12 protein-coding genes and 1 pseudogene are annotated in these 13,355 nt (G+C 66.8%); 7 read left to right on the top strand and 6 right to left on the bottom strand.

What is annotated here, in order from left to right; genetic code table 11:
• Positions 1-16: 16 nt before the first annotated feature.
• Together V3B46_RS07600 and V3B46_RS07595 are read right to left on the bottom strand one after the other, a co-directional pair.
• Entirely contained in the window at positions 17-2,242 is a 2,226-nt protein-coding gene (locus V3B46_RS07600) for a S9 family peptidase (protein WP_329891563.1), read from the bottom strand.
• A gap of 154 nt (positions 2,243-2,396) precedes the next feature.
• The gene (locus V3B46_RS07595) at positions 2,397-3,086 is read right to left on the bottom strand and encodes a glutathione binding-like protein (protein WP_329891562.1); all 690 of its coding nucleotides are present in this window, start codon (positions 3,084-3,086) and stop codon (positions 2,397-2,399) included.
• A gap of 112 nt (positions 3,087-3,198) precedes the next feature.
• Here V3B46_RS07595 and V3B46_RS07590 point away from each other — a divergent pair, with 112 nt between their 5' ends.
• Positions 3,199-3,807 carry a TIGR00645 family protein gene (locus V3B46_RS07590; RefSeq protein ID WP_071228550.1) on the top strand — a complete coding sequence of 203 codons (609 nt, stop codon included), beginning with the start codon at positions 3,199-3,201 and terminating at the stop codon, positions 3,805-3,807.
• 201 nt (positions 3,808-4,008) lie between these two features.
• Positions 4,009-5,007: an energy transducer TonB gene (locus V3B46_RS07585; protein WP_329891561.1), complete on the top strand. Its 999-nt coding sequence runs from the start codon at positions 4,009-4,011 to the stop codon at positions 5,005-5,007.
• A gap of 84 nt (positions 5,008-5,091) precedes the next feature.
• Here V3B46_RS07585 and V3B46_RS07580 read toward each other — a convergent pair whose 3' ends face one another.
• The gene (locus tag V3B46_RS07580; protein WP_329891560.1) at positions 5,092-5,346 is read right to left on the bottom strand and encodes a hypothetical protein; all 255 of its coding nucleotides are present in this window, start codon (positions 5,344-5,346) and stop codon (positions 5,092-5,094) included.
• A gap of 77 nt (positions 5,347-5,423) precedes the next feature.
• Here V3B46_RS07580 and V3B46_RS07575 point away from each other — a divergent pair, with 77 nt between their 5' ends.
• Together V3B46_RS07575 and V3B46_RS07570 are read left to right on the top strand one after the other, a co-directional pair.
• On the top strand, positions 5,424-6,209 hold the full coding sequence (locus V3B46_RS07575) for a helix-turn-helix domain-containing protein (protein ID WP_329891559.1): 786 nt from the start codon (positions 5,424-5,426) through the stop codon (positions 6,207-6,209).
• Positions 6,210-6,276: 67 nt separating this feature from the next.
• The gene (locus V3B46_RS07570) at positions 6,277-6,705 is read left to right on the top strand and encodes a DUF7832 domain-containing protein (RefSeq protein WP_154264762.1); all 429 of its coding nucleotides are present in this window, start codon (positions 6,277-6,279) and stop codon (positions 6,703-6,705) included.
• A gap of 72 nt (positions 6,706-6,777) precedes the next feature.
• Here the strand turns inward: V3B46_RS07570 and V3B46_RS07565 are convergent, their stop codons facing one another.
• The 3 genes from V3B46_RS07565 to V3B46_RS07555 are packed head-to-tail and all read right to left on the bottom strand — an operon-like array spanning position 6,778 to position 10,228.
• Positions 6,778-7,962, bottom strand: a complete 1,185-nt coding sequence (locus V3B46_RS07565) for an ABC transporter permease (protein ID WP_329891558.1) — start codon at positions 7,960-7,962, stop codon at positions 6,778-6,780.
• Positions 7,959-8,705, bottom strand: a complete 747-nt coding sequence (locus V3B46_RS07560) for an ABC transporter ATP-binding protein (protein ID WP_012512433.1) — start codon at positions 8,703-8,705, stop codon at positions 7,959-7,961. The genes V3B46_RS07565 and V3B46_RS07560 overlap by 4 nt, the downstream gene beginning before the upstream one ends.
• Positions 8,702-10,228, bottom strand: coding sequence for an alpha/beta hydrolase (locus tag V3B46_RS07555; protein WP_329891557.1), 1,527 nt, complete (start codon positions 10,226-10,228; stop codon positions 8,702-8,704). Before V3B46_RS07555 ends, V3B46_RS07560 begins: the two co-directional genes overlap by 4 nt.
• A 200-nt stretch (positions 10,229-10,428) precedes the next feature.
• On the opposite strand from V3B46_RS07555, the pseudogene V3B46_RS07550 reads away from it, so the two are divergent.
• The 3 genes and pseudogenes from V3B46_RS07550 to V3B46_RS07540 all read left to right on the top strand — a co-directional run.
• A pseudogene (locus V3B46_RS07550) lies at positions 10,429-10,548 on the top strand (DUF1203 domain-containing protein); the annotation flags it as partial.
• Between the two features lie 233 nt (positions 10,549-10,781).
• Complete coding sequence (locus tag V3B46_RS07545; RefSeq protein WP_154264766.1) at positions 10,782-11,954, top strand: lytic polysaccharide monooxygenase; 1,173 nt, start codon at positions 10,782-10,784, stop codon at positions 11,952-11,954.
• Positions 11,955-12,148: 194 nt separating this feature from the next.
• On the top strand, positions 12,149-13,309 hold the full coding sequence (locus tag V3B46_RS07540) for a lytic polysaccharide monooxygenase (protein WP_154264767.1): 1,161 nt from the start codon (positions 12,149-12,151) through the stop codon (positions 13,307-13,309).
• Positions 13,310-13,355 lie beyond the last annotated feature (46 nt).

The raw sequence follows: 13,355 nt of genomic DNA, 5'->3' as shown, positions 1-13,355 counted from the left end.
CCTTCCCGGCTGCGGATCAGGGCTTCAGGCAACGTCCCAGGAAGGCTTCGGCCACGCGGTAGCGATGCAGGGCATCGGCACCGGACAGGCCATGCTTGGCACCCGGGTAGGTCATCAGCTCGAACGGCTGTGCACGCTTCTGCAACGCGCTCATCAGGCTGGTCGAATTGGTGAACAGCACGTTGTCATCGGCCATGCCGTGGATCAGCAGCAGCGGCGAACGCAGGCCGTCGATATGGGTCAGCACGCGCGCCTCGCGGTAACCCGCTTCATTGCGCGCCGGCAGATCCATGTAGCGTTCGGTGTAGTGGCTGTCGTACAGGCCCCAATCGGTCACCGGTGCACCGGCCACGCCACAGGCGTACTGGTTCGAGGCCTTGGCCAGCAGCATCAAGGTCATGTAGCCACCGTTGGACCAGCCCTGCACGCCGATGCGCGCCGGGTCCACCCACGGTTGCTGCTTCAGCCAGGTCACGCCACGCAGCTGGTCGGTCACTTCCACCGTGCCCTGCTTGCCATACAACGCGCCACCGAAGTCACGGCCACGGCGCGGGGTGCCGCGGTTGTCCAGCGAGAACACCACGTAGCCCTGCTGCGCCAGGTACTGGTTGAACAGGTGATCGCCACGGCCGGGCCAGCTGTCGGTGACGGTCTGGCTGGCCGGGCCACCGTAGACGTACACCGCCACGGGGTAGCGCTTGGATGGATCGAAGCCAGCCGGCTTGATCAGGCTGTAGTTGAGCGGGGTCTTGCCGTCGGCAGCCATCAACGTGCCGAACTCGATCGGGCGCTGTGCATCGCGGTAACGCGCATACGGATGCTTCGGGTCGGCCAGGTCGTTCTCGAGCAGCGTGGCGATCTTCTCGCCATTGGCGCGGAACAGTTCGATCTGCGGCGGCGTGGTGCTGTTGGACCAGCTGTCGACGTAGACGCTGGCGTTGCGGGCGAAGCTGGCGCTGTGCATGCCCGGTGCCTTCGACAGGCGCTGCGGCTCGCCACCGTGCAGCGACACGGCGTAGATCTGGCTTTCGCGCGAGGTCTCGATGCCGGCGCGGAAGTAGGCCTTGCCAGCCTTCTCATCAACCGCCAGCAGTTCGTCCACCGGCCAGTTGCCGTGGGTCAACGCGGTGGCCTTGCCCTTGCTGTCGATGCGGTACAGATGCTGGAAACCGGTGCGCTCGGACGACCACAGCACGCTGCCGTCATCGAGGAAACGCAGGCTGTTGTGCAGCGGCACCCAGGTCGGGCTGGTCTCGTGGGCGAGCACGCGCTGGCGGTTGGAATCGAGCGCCACTTCCACCAGGTCCAGCTGCTTCTGGTCGCGCGACTGGCGCTGGAAGCTCAGGTGCTGCGCATCGCGCCAATCGACACGAGCCAGATAGATGTCCTGTTCCTTGCCGAGGTCGACCCAGCGCGGCTGCGCACCGGCGGCCGGTGCGATCACGCCCAGCTGCACGCGCACGTTGGCGTCGCCCGCGGCCGGGTAACGCTGCTCGATCACGTCGGTGCGGTCGGCGTAGACCTCGTAGCGCTTCTGCACCGGCACCGGTGCTTCATCGATGCGGGCGAAGGCGATGGCCGAATCGTCCGGCGCCCACCAGTAGCCGGTGTGGCGGTCCATTTCCTCGTCGGCAACGAACTCGGCCACGCCATTGCCGATGGTGGTGCTGCCGTCGCGGGTGAGCTGCAGCTGCTTGCCGCTGGCCAGGTCGATCACCCACAGGTTGCGGCCGCGGATGAAGCTGACGAAACCGCCCTTGGGCGACAGCTTCGCGTCGGTGGCGAATCCTTCACCGTGGGTCAGCTGGCGTACTGCGGCCTGGCCCTGCTGCTTGAGGTCATACAGGTACAGCTCGCCGCCCAACGGGAACAGCAGGCGCTGCGCGTCCGGCGACCACTGGTAATCGACGATGCCGGTCATCGCGGCGATGCGCTGGCGCTCGCGGCGGGCCTTTTCCTCATCGCTGAGGGTCTCGGTGCCGGGCAGCACCACCTTGGAATCCACCAGCAGGCGGGTCTGGCCGCTGCCGATGTCGTAGGTCCACAGGTCCAGCTGGTTGCGGTCGCTGTCCTTGCCGCGCAGGAAGCTGACCTGCGAACCATCGGGGGCGACCTTCGGCTTCATCAGGGTCGGGCCGGAAAGCGGCAGCGGGCCGGTGATGGCTTCCAGGGTCAGCTTTTCAGCGTGGGCGGCGGTACTGGTGGCGAGCATGAGGGCGAGCGAAGCGAACAGGTGGCGCATGGAGGATCCCGGCAAACGGCAGGTCCGCCACCGCGATGGACGCGGGGCGGTCAGCCTCCATCCTAACCAAGCCGGTGCGGGAAGGCAGCATGACCTTCTGCCCATGAGGCGTGCCGACGAGTGCCGACCCATGGTCGGCACTCGCCGTACTGGGTCAGCGCTGGCCGAACAGGTGCTTGCGCTCTTCGTCGCTGAGCGGCTTGCCGGCGTTGGGGTTCACTTGCTGGCGCAGGGCATAGGCGCGCTGGGTGGCCGGGCGTGCAGCAATCGCTTCGTGCCAGCGCTTGATGTTCGGGAAGGCGGCGAAATCCACCGGCAGCTTGTCGTAGGCGCCGATCCACGGGTAGCTGGCCATGTCGGCGATGGTGTAGTCGTCCCCGGCCAGGAAGGCGTGCTGGGCCAGGCGCTTGTCCATCACCCCGTGCAGCCGGCGCACTTCGTTGTCGTAGCGCTCGATCGCGTAGGGGATCTTTTCCGGCGCATACACGTTGAAGTGGCCCATCTGGCCGCTCATCGGGCCCAGGCCGGCCATCTGCCAGAACAGCCATTCCAGGGTGGTGACGCGGCCGCGCGGGTCGCTGGGCAGGAACTGACCGGTCTTTTCGGCCAGGTACAGCAGGATCGCGCCGGACTCGAACACGCTCTGCGGGGCGCCGCCATCGGCCGGGGCGTGGTCGACAATCGCAGGCATCTTGTTGTTCGGCGAAATGGCGAGGAATTCCGGCTTGAACTGGTCGCCCGAGCCGATGTTGACCGGATGGATGCGGTACTCCAGGCCAGCTTCTTCCAGCAGCAGGGTCACTTTGTGGCCGTTCGGGGTGGGCCAGTAATACAGGTCGATCATGGCGGCGGCTCGGGGTGCGGAAAGGAACCTGAAGTCTAGTGCGTGAGTTGGGTTGGCACCGTCACGACGGGCCGGTAACCTCGCCTCTCCCCCGCAACGCAGCATCCTCCGCATGAGTGCAAACCGCCCGCCGCTCTCCCCGCTGTCCACGCTGATCTTCGCCTCGCGCTGGCTGCAGCTGCCGCTGTACCTGGGCCTGATCGTGGCGCAGTGCGTCTATGTGTTCCTGTTCGGCAAGGAACTGTGGCACCTGATCTCGCATTCGGCCTCGATGGGCGAACAGCAGATCATGCTGATCGTGCTGGGCCTGATCGACGTGGTGATGATCTCCAACCTGCTGGTGATGGTGATCGTCGGTGGCTACGAGACCTTCGTCTCGCGCCTGCGCTTGGAAGGCCATCCGGACCAGCCGGAATGGCTGAGCCACGTCAATGCCAGCGTGCTGAAGGTGAAGCTGGCAATGGCGATCATCGGCATCTCCTCGATCCACCTGCTGAAGACCTTCATCGCCAGTGGCGCGCTGGGTGGCATCCCACTGTGCACGCCGGAGCAGATGAGCGTGGCCGCCGCCAACATCGGTGTCGCACGCTGCTCGATGCTGACCCAGGACGGCGTGCTGTGGCAGACCATCATCCACTGCGTGTTCATCCTGTCGGCGATCGGTATTGCCTGGACCGACAAGCTGATGTCCAACAGCCACAGCAAGTCGCACGACCACTGATGCGGCAACCGGCAGCGGTCCTTCGCCGCTGCCCCATCCCGGCCACTGCCCCTTGTACGCGGCGGTGGCCGGGATGCTAGATTGCACCCTCGCCGTTGCCGGCGGTGGCGTCGGGAAACGTCATCGTTCCGCGCCCGGACCACGGGTCCCGGCCATGCGTATCAATGATTTACGTCACGTCGTCTTCTAGAGGGGAGCAGGATGTCGCACGTCTCAACGATCACCGCCGCGCGCCGGTGGCTGCCGGTTGCTTTGGCACTGGCGCTGGCCGCCTGCTCGGGCAAGGAAGAAACCCCGGCACCCGCACCTGCCAGTGCACCCGCCGCCGCACCGGCCGCACCGGTGGTTGCCGCCAAGGTGCAGTCCATGGGCACCGAACAGCTGCGTGAATCGGCCAGCCAGGCACTGCGCGAGAACCGCATGTACGCGCCGGCCGGCGACAACGCCATCGAGTACTACCTCGCCCTGCGCGACAAGACACCGGACGACGCGTCGGTGAAGAGCGCGCTGACCGACCTGCTGCCCTACACCCTGATCGCCGCCGAGCAGCACATGGGCCGCGAGGACTACACCGAGGCGCAGCGCCTGGTGGCACTGATCGAGAAGGTGGACGCCTCCGCTCCCGCCCTGCCGCGCCTGAAGGAAGGCCTGGCCAAGGGCGTGGAAAATGCGGCCAAGCGCACCGAGACCGAAGCCGAGAAGGCCAAGAAGGACGCCGAGGACCGCAGCAAGCAGCAGATCGAACAGCAGCGCCTGGCCGAACAACGCACCAAGGAAGCCGACGCGGCCAAGCAGATTGCCGCGCAGCAGGATGCCGCACGCCGCGACAACGAGCGCCAGGAGGCGGAGCGCCAGGCCGCGGCCCGTCGCGATGCCGAACAGAAACAGCAGCAGGCCGCCGCCCAACAGGCCAGCGCCGCACGCCAGGCAGCCGCCGCCGCAGCGCCCACCCTGCGCCCGGTCAGCACGCCGGCGCCGCGCTATCCGGCCGAGGCACTGCGTTCGGGAACGTCGGGCGAAGTGCTGGTGGAGATCACCGTCGGTACCGACGGCTCAGTGGTCAGCGCGCGCGTGCTGCGCGCAACGTCGGGACGGACCTTCGACCGCGAAGCCCTGAACGCGGTCAAGCGCTGGCGCTTCGAGCCGGTCAACGCGCCGGTCACCACCCGCCGCACCCTGGTGTTCGCGCCGGGCGGCTGACCGCAAAAAAGGGGACGGAGGGGATTAGGTCGTTTCTGCCACCTCCATGACGCCAAGGCCCGGTCCGTCCGGGCCTTGTCCGTTTCAGGCCACGCCATCAATAAGGCGCTGCAACGCCGGATCGCTCGCGGCCAGCACCTGGAACAGGCCCAGCGCATGCAGGCCGGGCAGCAACGCACGCAGGTCGGCTTCGGCAGTGGCGCGTGTGGCGGGATCGCTGGACGGATCCTGCCAGTCGCGGACGCTGGCCAGGAAAGCACCCACGCTGCCCTTGCGCACGGTGATGCCGTTCACCTGCACGTCGTTCTGGTGGTCGGGAAGAATGTCCTGTGGCTGCATGGGGAAGCGCTCGGTTGAAGTGGGCTCCAGTGTCGGGGCCCGGCCGCGACGTTTCTGCCGTATAACTGCCAATCGATATGGCAGATCAGACAACCACCGCATTGATTGGCCCGGCGCTGGCCAATGCCACCGACGGACCGGTGGTGCTGGCGGCCCGGCTGCGCCAGCGCGGTGTGCGCCGCACGGCCCGCCACCGGCATGCCCGCGGGCAGCTGCTGGGTGCGCACCAGGGGCTGCTGCGGATCGCCGCCGACGACCTGCACTGGCTGCTGCCCGCAGGTCACGTCGCCTGGATACCACCCTTGCTACCCCACGCGCTGTTGAGCGCAGACGGGTTCGATGGCTGGAGCCTGTACTTCAACGCCGAGGCCTGCCTGGGTCTGCCCACCACACCGCGCATTTTCCAGCCCAATGCACTGCTGCAGGCGGCGACAACACGTGCGCTGCAATGGCCCCATCGGCCACTGGATGCTGCGCAGGCACGACTGGCCGGTGTGATCGCCGATGAGATTGCCGCCAGCATGCCCCTGCCGCTTGCCCTGCCACAACCGCGTGACCGGCGACTGCAGAAGGTCGCCGCCGCACTGGCGCGCGCACCTGAAGACGGCTGCAGCATCGAGGAGTGGGCCGCAAGCAGCGGGCTTTCCGGCCGCAGCCTTGCCCGCCATTGGCTGGCCGAGACCGGCATGACCTTGAGCCAGTGGCGGCAACGCCTGCGCGTGCTGCTATCGCTGCCACGCCTGCTGTCCGGCGAGCCGGTGATCAGCGTCGCACTGTCGATGGGCTACGACACGCCCAGTGCCTTCATCGCCGTGTTCAAGCGCGAGATGGGCGTGACACCTGCGCGGTATGGAAAAGGCTGACGTATTCGACGCTCCCGCTGTCTACCCTCGCGACCTAAGCTATTTTCTGGAATCAGGAGGAGAACAGATGAAGTACGACGACGCCAGCTGGCATTCCGGGGGTGACTTCCCTTCGGATCTTCCGGCTGAGGCCGGTGCCACTCACATCGGCATGTACCTCGCATGGCTGCTGTTACAGGGCATGGCAAGCGAAGAGCTCGCCGACGACACCGAAGAAGACCTGCAGGCGCTGCGGGAGCGTAGTACGACGCCGGGCCTGTTCCTGCTTCAATGCAGCGACGGAAAATTCGTCGATGACCTGATCAGTGATGAAGCCAACACGTTCACTGCTGTGTACTACGACCTCGAGAATGGCCAGTATCTGGAAGACTATGAGGAACAGCTGGGGGCCGAGGTCCCTTCGCTGTACCACGTCGCCGATACCTGGGAGAACTTCGACCGACTGGCACCGGTGATCACCCAGCGCTTCGCCACTTGGCAGGCAACGCGATCCTGAAAGCAACGGGGCCCGGACTGACCGGGCCTCGTTTCATATCCGCCGTGTACGGTCCGGCGCTACCAGCGGCGGTCAGCCGGAGATCGCCAGGCGCTCGTTGTGGTAGCGGCGCACGGCGGCGAACCACAGCACGGCGGCCAGGCCGAGGCTGGCGCTGAGATAGATGGCCCAGACCGACGGCGTGATGGTCTCGTGGCGGATCACCTTCAACAGCATCTGGTTCTGCGACAGGAACGGCACGGCGTACTGCCACAGCTCGCTCTTCAGCGGATAGGCCACCAGCGCGTAGCCGGGCATCATCGGCAACAGCATCAGCCAGGTCATGTGGCTCTGCGCTTCCTTCATGCTCTTGGCCGCGGCCGACAGGAAGGTAAGCAGCGAGGTGCCGATCATCAGCATCGGCAACATCACCAGCAGCATCTGCAGCATCGAACCGACGTTCATGTTGAACTGGCGGCCGATGTTGCCGGGCGCGATCTGTGCGCTCACCTTGAACGCCACCAGGGTCAGCAGCAGCGATACGAACCCGACCACGCAGGCGGCGGCGATCTTGCCGCTGACAATGGCGCTGCGCGAGCCCGGCGTGGCCAGCAGCGGTTCCAGTGACTGCCGCTCACGCTCGCCGGCGGTGGCGTCCATCACCAGGTAGGCACCGCCGATGAACGAGGTCAGCGTGAGCAGTACCGGCAGCAGCATCGACAGGATCATGCCGCGCTTGGCCTCGGCACTGGCCAGGTCCTGGCGCGCCACGTCCAGCGGCCGCGCCACCTGAGCATCGATCCCACGTGCCATCAGACGCAGCGCACCGACCTGGCCGTTGTAGGTGGCCAGTGCCGCCTCCAGGCGTGCGCTGGGCACTTCTGCGGCGCGGCGGGTACTGTCCTTGATCACCTCCACCAGCGCCGGCTTGCCATCGGCCCAGTCCTTGCCGAAGTCATCGCTGATGCGCAGCGCCACGTCGATCTCCTGGCTGCGGATGGCCTCGGCCAGGTCCTTCGGTGCAGGTGCGGTGTTCAGCCCCTGCGCGGCGAGGAAACGCACCAGATTGGGGGCGTTGTCCGCACCGATGGTGGGAATCTGCAGCGGTTGCTCGATCTGGGTGCGTACCCGGCTCTCGGCCAGCTTGCCCATGCCCAGCAGCAGCACCGGGTACAGCAACGGCCCGAACAGCAGGGTCAGCAGCAGCGTGCGGCGATCACGGGAAAGGTCGCGCAGTTCCTTGCGCATCACCGTCATCAGGGTCGACATCATGCTCATGCGTGCAGGCCCTCTTCGCTGCCGATCAGTTTCACGAACGCGTCTTCCAGGTTGGATTCGCCGGCTTGCGCACGCAGTTCATCAGCGCTGCCAGCGGCCATCACCGTGCCCTTGGCGATGATCACGATGTGATCGCACAGCGCGGCGACCTCCTGCATGATGTGGCTGGACAGGATCACGCAGCGGCCCTCTTCGCGCAGGCCCAGCAGGAAACGGCGCAGCGCGCGCGTGGTCATCACGTCCAGGCCGTTGGTCGGCTCATCGAGAATGACGTTGCGCGGGTCGTGCACCAGCGCGCGGGCGATCGCGGTCTTGGTGCGCTGGCCCTGCGAGAAGCCATCGGTCTGGCGGTCGAGGATGTCACCCATGTCCAGGGCATGCGACAGCACCTCGATGCGCTCGCGGATGCGCTCGGCCGACAGGCCATGCAGCTCGCCGAAGTAGGCGATGTTCTCGCGCGCGGTCAGGCGCTTGTAAACGCCGCGCGCATCGGGCAGCACGCCAAGGTGGCGGCGTACTTCCACCGGATTGCGTGCGGCATCGACACCATCGACGCTGATGCTGCCCTGGTCCGGGGTCATCAGCGTGTACAGCATGCGCATGGTGGTGGTCTTGCCGGCACCATTGGGGCCCAGCAGGCCGGTGATACGGCCATCCTCGGCGCGGAAGCCGACATTGGAGACCGCCTGGATGCGGCCGGTGCGGGTGTCGAAGGCCTTGTGCAGGTTGTCGGCGACGATCATGGTTCCCATCCGTTGAACGAGGTGAACGCCGGCACGTAGCTCAGCGTGTCCAGGCAGCCGGCATCCAGCGCCTTGGCGTCGGTCTTGTCGATGAACTGGCCGAGCAGGCGCGGCATGCAGCCGGCACTCAGCGTGCCGTGGCCCTGGCCGCGGGCGACCAGCGCGCGGCCATTGGGGAGGCCCTTGAGGACCTGCTCGGCATAGCGCGGGGGTGTCACCGGGTCGAGTTCACCGGACAGCAGCAGCGCCGGTACGTCACTGCGAAGCGGCGCGGCATTGGCGGCTGGCGCCGGCTGGTGCGGCCATACCGGGCAGGCCGCGAAAAATGCACTGGCCACGTCGTTGCCGAACAGTCGCTCCGGGTCCTCGGCAGGCGCCTTGTAACGCGGCGCATCCTCGCTGCAGATCACCGACCACTGCATGCCTCGGTTGATCTGGAAATCCATGCTGCGGTTCGCACCGCGTGCCAGCGACGCCAGTGGTGCATAGCGGCCATGCGCGGCTTCATCGAGCACCAGCGGCAGCAGCGAGGAGTACTGCGGCACATAGGAGAAGGCGAACGCCAGGCCGATCACGCTGTCCGGACTCAGCACCTCCTGCCGGGTCTGGTTGGTGCCGGGGTCGCGATACTCCACCGAGACCGGCGCACGGCGCAGGGTCTCGACCACGCTGCGCAGCTGCGCGCGGGTGTCGGTCGGGAAGCGTTTGCTGCAGGCGGCATCCTTGCGGCACTGCGCCGACTGCAGGGCAATCGCATCCTCGAACGTCGTGGCGAAGTCGCCGCCCACCACCAGTTCATTGGGCACTACGCCATCGATGACGATGCTGCGGGTGTGCTGCGGATAGGCACCGGCATAGCGCTGGGCCACGCGGGTACCGTAGGAGCCGCCGACCAGGTTGATGCGCTCGACGCCCAGCGCTTGGCGCACGGCATCCAGATCAGCAATCGCCTCGGTGGTGGTGTAGAAGCGCGCATCGGCGCGCCCCTGCAGCGAGGCCGCGCAGCGCTCGGCATAGTCGCGCAGCGACGCTTCAGTGGGTGCGGCATCCTCGTCCATGGCCAGTTCCTTGCCATCCGCGCCAAGGCAGCTGAGCGGGTTGGAGCCGCCGGTACCTCGCTGGTCGACAAGGAAGATGTCGCGCTGCTTGCGCACCTGGCGCAGCGCGGTATCGACGATGACCGCCACTTCGCTGGCCGCCTGGCCGGGGCCACCGGCCAGGAAGAACACCGGGTCGGGCTGGCTGGAGCCGCTGCTGCCCGATTCCAGCCAGGCAATGCGCAGGCCAATGCGTCGGCCATCGGGCTGGGCCCGGTCCTCCGGCACCTGCAGGGTGGCGCACTGCGCTTCCACGTTGGCGCTGGCGCCTTCGGTGGATAGCGTGCAGGGCTGGAAGTCGATCGTGCCGAAACGGCGGCTGGGTGCATCGCTGGCGCTTTCGGCGCCGGGTGACGGTGACTGGCTGCAACCGGCAAGCATCAGGCTGGCCAACGCTGCGGCCAACGCGAGGTGGTGTCTTTGCATCGTGCTCGTTTCCCCTGGAGGACGTTCCTGGCAACCACGACGGGCTGCCGCGGAAGATGTGACTCAACTTACACGGGCACGGCGTCGTCGGCGATGGGCAGACGCGAAATCTCCGCCGGCGTGGCGCAGGCCAGGCGGTCGCGGCCTGCGGCCTTGGCCCGGTACAGCGCCGCATCCGCCGCTGCCAGCAGCGTGGACAGGTCGCCGCCCGGCTGGACGCGCTGTTTGCCGACCCTGCCGTGGCCTTCGTGCAGCTGCACAACGCGGCCCACGGCTGCTTCTCGTGCCAGGTAGATCGAGTGGGTATGGCGGCGACGTAGCAGGATCTCCACGACGTGATCGATGCCACGCCGAAGACGTGACCGCCAACCCATCCGTTCAGTCCCGCGTGAAGCCTGCGGGAAGGGCTTCACACCCCCAGTCACGGATCGGCGCTTCGGTGGTTCCGCACCCTGCATCGCGACTCGATACTCGCCATGGTGCCGCCGAAAGTCCGCCGCGCAGCGCAGCTCCTGCGGTCACCGCTCTCTTTCGACGACCACAAGGAAGCGCCATGTCATTCCGATCCACACCGCTGTTGCTGGCCACCTCGTTCGCCGCTGCGGGCCTGTGCCTGGCCGGCAACGCATTCGCCCACGGCACCATGACCACGCCGGTCAGCCGCGTCTATGCCTGTTTCCAGGGCAATCCGGAGAACCCGACCAACCCGGCCTGCGCCGCCGCGAAAGCGGTGGGCGGTTCGCAGGCGTTCTACGACTGGAATGGCATCAACCAGGCCAATGCCAACGGCAACCACCAGGCCGTAGTGCCCGACGGCAAGCTGTGCAGCGGCAACAACCCGACCTTCCGCGGGCTGGATGTAAACCGCAGTGACTGGCAGACCACGCCGATCCAGCCAGACGCCAACGGCAAGTTCACCTTCGTGTTCAAGGCGACCGCGCCGCACGCCACGCGTGACTGGCGCTTCTTCGTCACCCGCGACGGCTGGCAACCGGGCAGCCCGCTGCGTTGGGCCGATCTGCAGGAGTTCTGCACGCTGGGCAACACGCCGCTGTCGGCCGATGGCACCTACAAGCTGCAGTGCACGCTGCCGCAGCGCAGCGGCCAGCATGTGATCTACAACACCTGGCAGCGCTCGGATTCGACCGAAGCGTTCTACACCTGCATGGACGTGCGCTTTGAAGGAAGCGGCGGCAGCACCCCGCCCGCAGCGCAGTGGCAGGATGCCGGCCCGGTCACCGCGCGCGGCGAGCTGCCGGTAGGCACCACCCTGGCGTTGCGCGTGTTCAACGCCAACGGCAATGATGTCGAACGCGTGGAAGCGACCCTGGCCAGTGGCCAGACTGCGGCCGCGCAGTGGCCGTTGGCGCTGGCCCGCAAGGTCAATGCCAGCGCCCGGCACGCACGCGTGGGCGTGCTCAGCAATGGCGTGATCACACCGACGGCCTCGGCCACCGCCAACCGCGTGTACGTGAAGGACGGCAACCGCTTCCAGCTCGACACCAAGGTGCCGGACCCGGGGACGCCATCGCCGGGCGGTGATTTCGACCACGTGTACCCGGCGGGCATCGGCAGTTACGTGCCGGGCCAGACCGTGGTGAAGGGCAGCGACGGCAAGCTGTACGCCTGCCGCCCATTCCCGGAAGGTGCATGGTGCAACGTCAATGCCGAAGCCTACCGGCCGGGCGTGGGTTCGGCTTGGCGCGATGCGTGGATCGCGTACTGAGGCAGCGTACTGAGATCGCGTACGGGGAACGGTGGCAGAGCGCCGTTCCCTGCATAACGTGAGACGCGCCAGCGCGTGAGTGTGAAGCCGGTCCCATACGAAACCACGCGATGCTCTTTTCAAACTAATCCGATGGATGCGCGCGAGCAGGATGCCGAGAATCCGCGGGGTTTCACCACCCACAGGAGATCTCCATGCATCGGTCACATCGGACTGTCATCGCGCTATCCGTGATCGCAGGCATTGCCACCTCTGGCAGCGCTTTGGCCCACGGCACCATGTCCAAACCCTCCAGCCGCGTCTATTCCTGTTACCAGGGCAATCCCGAAAATCCGACCAACCCGGCCTGCGCTGCCGCCAAGGCCATCGGTGGTGCGCAACCGTTCTATGACTGGGCCGGGATCAACCAGGCCGAGGCAAATGGCAACCACCAGGCCGTCGTGCCGGATGGCGAGTTGTGCAGCGGCGGCAACAGCAAGTATCGCGGCCTGGATCTGAACCGCAGTGACTGGCCGACCTCGCCGATCCGCGCCGATTCGCGCGGGCGTTACACCTTCGAGTTCAAGGCGCCAGCGCCGCACGCCACCCGGGATTGGAAGTTCTACGTCACCCGTGAAGGCTGGCAGCCGGGCAGCCCGCTGCGCTGGGCCGACCTGCAGGAGTTCTGCACGCTGGGCAACGTGCCGCTTTCCGGTGATGTCTACAAGCTGGACTGCCCACTGCCCAAGCGCAGCGGCCAGCACGTGATCTACAACACCTGGCAACGCTCCGATTCGAAGGAAGCGTTCTACACCTGCGTGGACGTACGCTTCGAAGGCGGTGGTGGCGTCGAGCCGCCGCCGCAGTGGCAGGACGCCGGCCCGGTCACCGCCCGGGGTGCGTTGGAAGAAGGCACCACTCTGACGCTGCGCGTGTTCAACGCCCAGGGCAACGATCTGGAGCGCCCCGAAGTCACCCTGGCTGCGAACCAGACCGCTGCGAACCAATGGCCGCTGGCGTTGGGCCGCAAGGTCAACGCCAGTGCACAGCAGGCGCGCGTGGGCGTGATGAAGAACGGCGTGATCACGCCGGTCGCCTCGGCCACCGAGAACCGCGTCTACCTGAAGCCGGGCAACCTGTTCCAGATCGATACCCGCCTGCCGGATCCGGTCGATCCGCCGCCGGGTGACGACTACGACTTCGTGTATCCGGCCGGTATCGGCAGCTACAAGCCGGGCGAAACCGTGGTCAAGGGCACCGACGGCAAGCTCTACGCCTGCCGGCCGTTCCCGGAAGGTGCGTGGTGCAACATCAACGCCGATGCCTATCGTCCAGGCACGGGCTTTGCCTGGCGTGATGCCTGGATCGCGTACTGAGCAGGCCACCGGGGGCGGCGTGATGCCGCCTCCGGTTCATGAGGCT

This window comes from Stenotrophomonas sp. SMYL11 (genome assembly GCF_036320005.1).
GTDB lineage: Bacteria > Pseudomonadota > Gammaproteobacteria > Xanthomonadales > Xanthomonadaceae > Stenotrophomonas > Stenotrophomonas maltophilia_A.
This window is presented reverse-complemented; position numbering and strand designations above follow the sequence as displayed.

Coding starts and splice junctions, on each gene's coding strand:
- V3B46_RS07600 (WP_329891563.1), bottom strand. CDS start 2,242: ATGCGCCACCTGTTCGCTTCGCTCGCCCTCATGCTCGCCACCAGTACC.
- V3B46_RS07595 (WP_329891562.1), bottom strand. CDS start 3,086: ATGATCGACCTGTATTACTGGCCCACCCCGAACGGCCACAAAGTGACC.
- V3B46_RS07590 (WP_071228550.1), top strand. CDS start 3,199: ATGAGTGCAAACCGCCCGCCGCTCTCCCCGCTGTCCACGCTGATCTTC.
- V3B46_RS07585 (WP_329891561.1), top strand. CDS start 4,009: ATGTCGCACGTCTCAACGATCACCGCCGCGCGCCGGTGGCTGCCGGTT.
- V3B46_RS07580 (WP_329891560.1), bottom strand. CDS start 5,346: ATGCAGCCACAGGACATTCTTCCCGACCACCAGAACGACGTGCAGGTG.
- V3B46_RS07575 (WP_329891559.1), top strand. CDS start 5,424: ATGGCAGATCAGACAACCACCGCATTGATTGGCCCGGCGCTGGCCAAT.
- V3B46_RS07570 (WP_154264762.1), top strand. CDS start 6,277: ATGAAGTACGACGACGCCAGCTGGCATTCCGGGGGTGACTTCCCTTCG.
- V3B46_RS07565 (WP_329891558.1), bottom strand. CDS start 7,962: ATGAGCATGATGTCGACCCTGATGACGGTGATGCGCAAGGAACTGCGC.
- V3B46_RS07560 (WP_012512433.1), bottom strand. CDS start 8,705: ATGATCGTCGCCGACAACCTGCACAAGGCCTTCGACACCCGCACCGGC.
- V3B46_RS07555 (WP_329891557.1), bottom strand. CDS start 10,228: ATGCAAAGACACCACCTCGCGTTGGCCGCAGCGTTGGCCAGCCTGATG.
- V3B46_RS07545 (WP_154264766.1), top strand. CDS start 10,782: ATGTCATTCCGATCCACACCGCTGTTGCTGGCCACCTCGTTCGCCGCT.
- V3B46_RS07540 (WP_154264767.1), top strand. CDS start 12,149: ATGCATCGGTCACATCGGACTGTCATCGCGCTATCCGTGATCGCAGGC.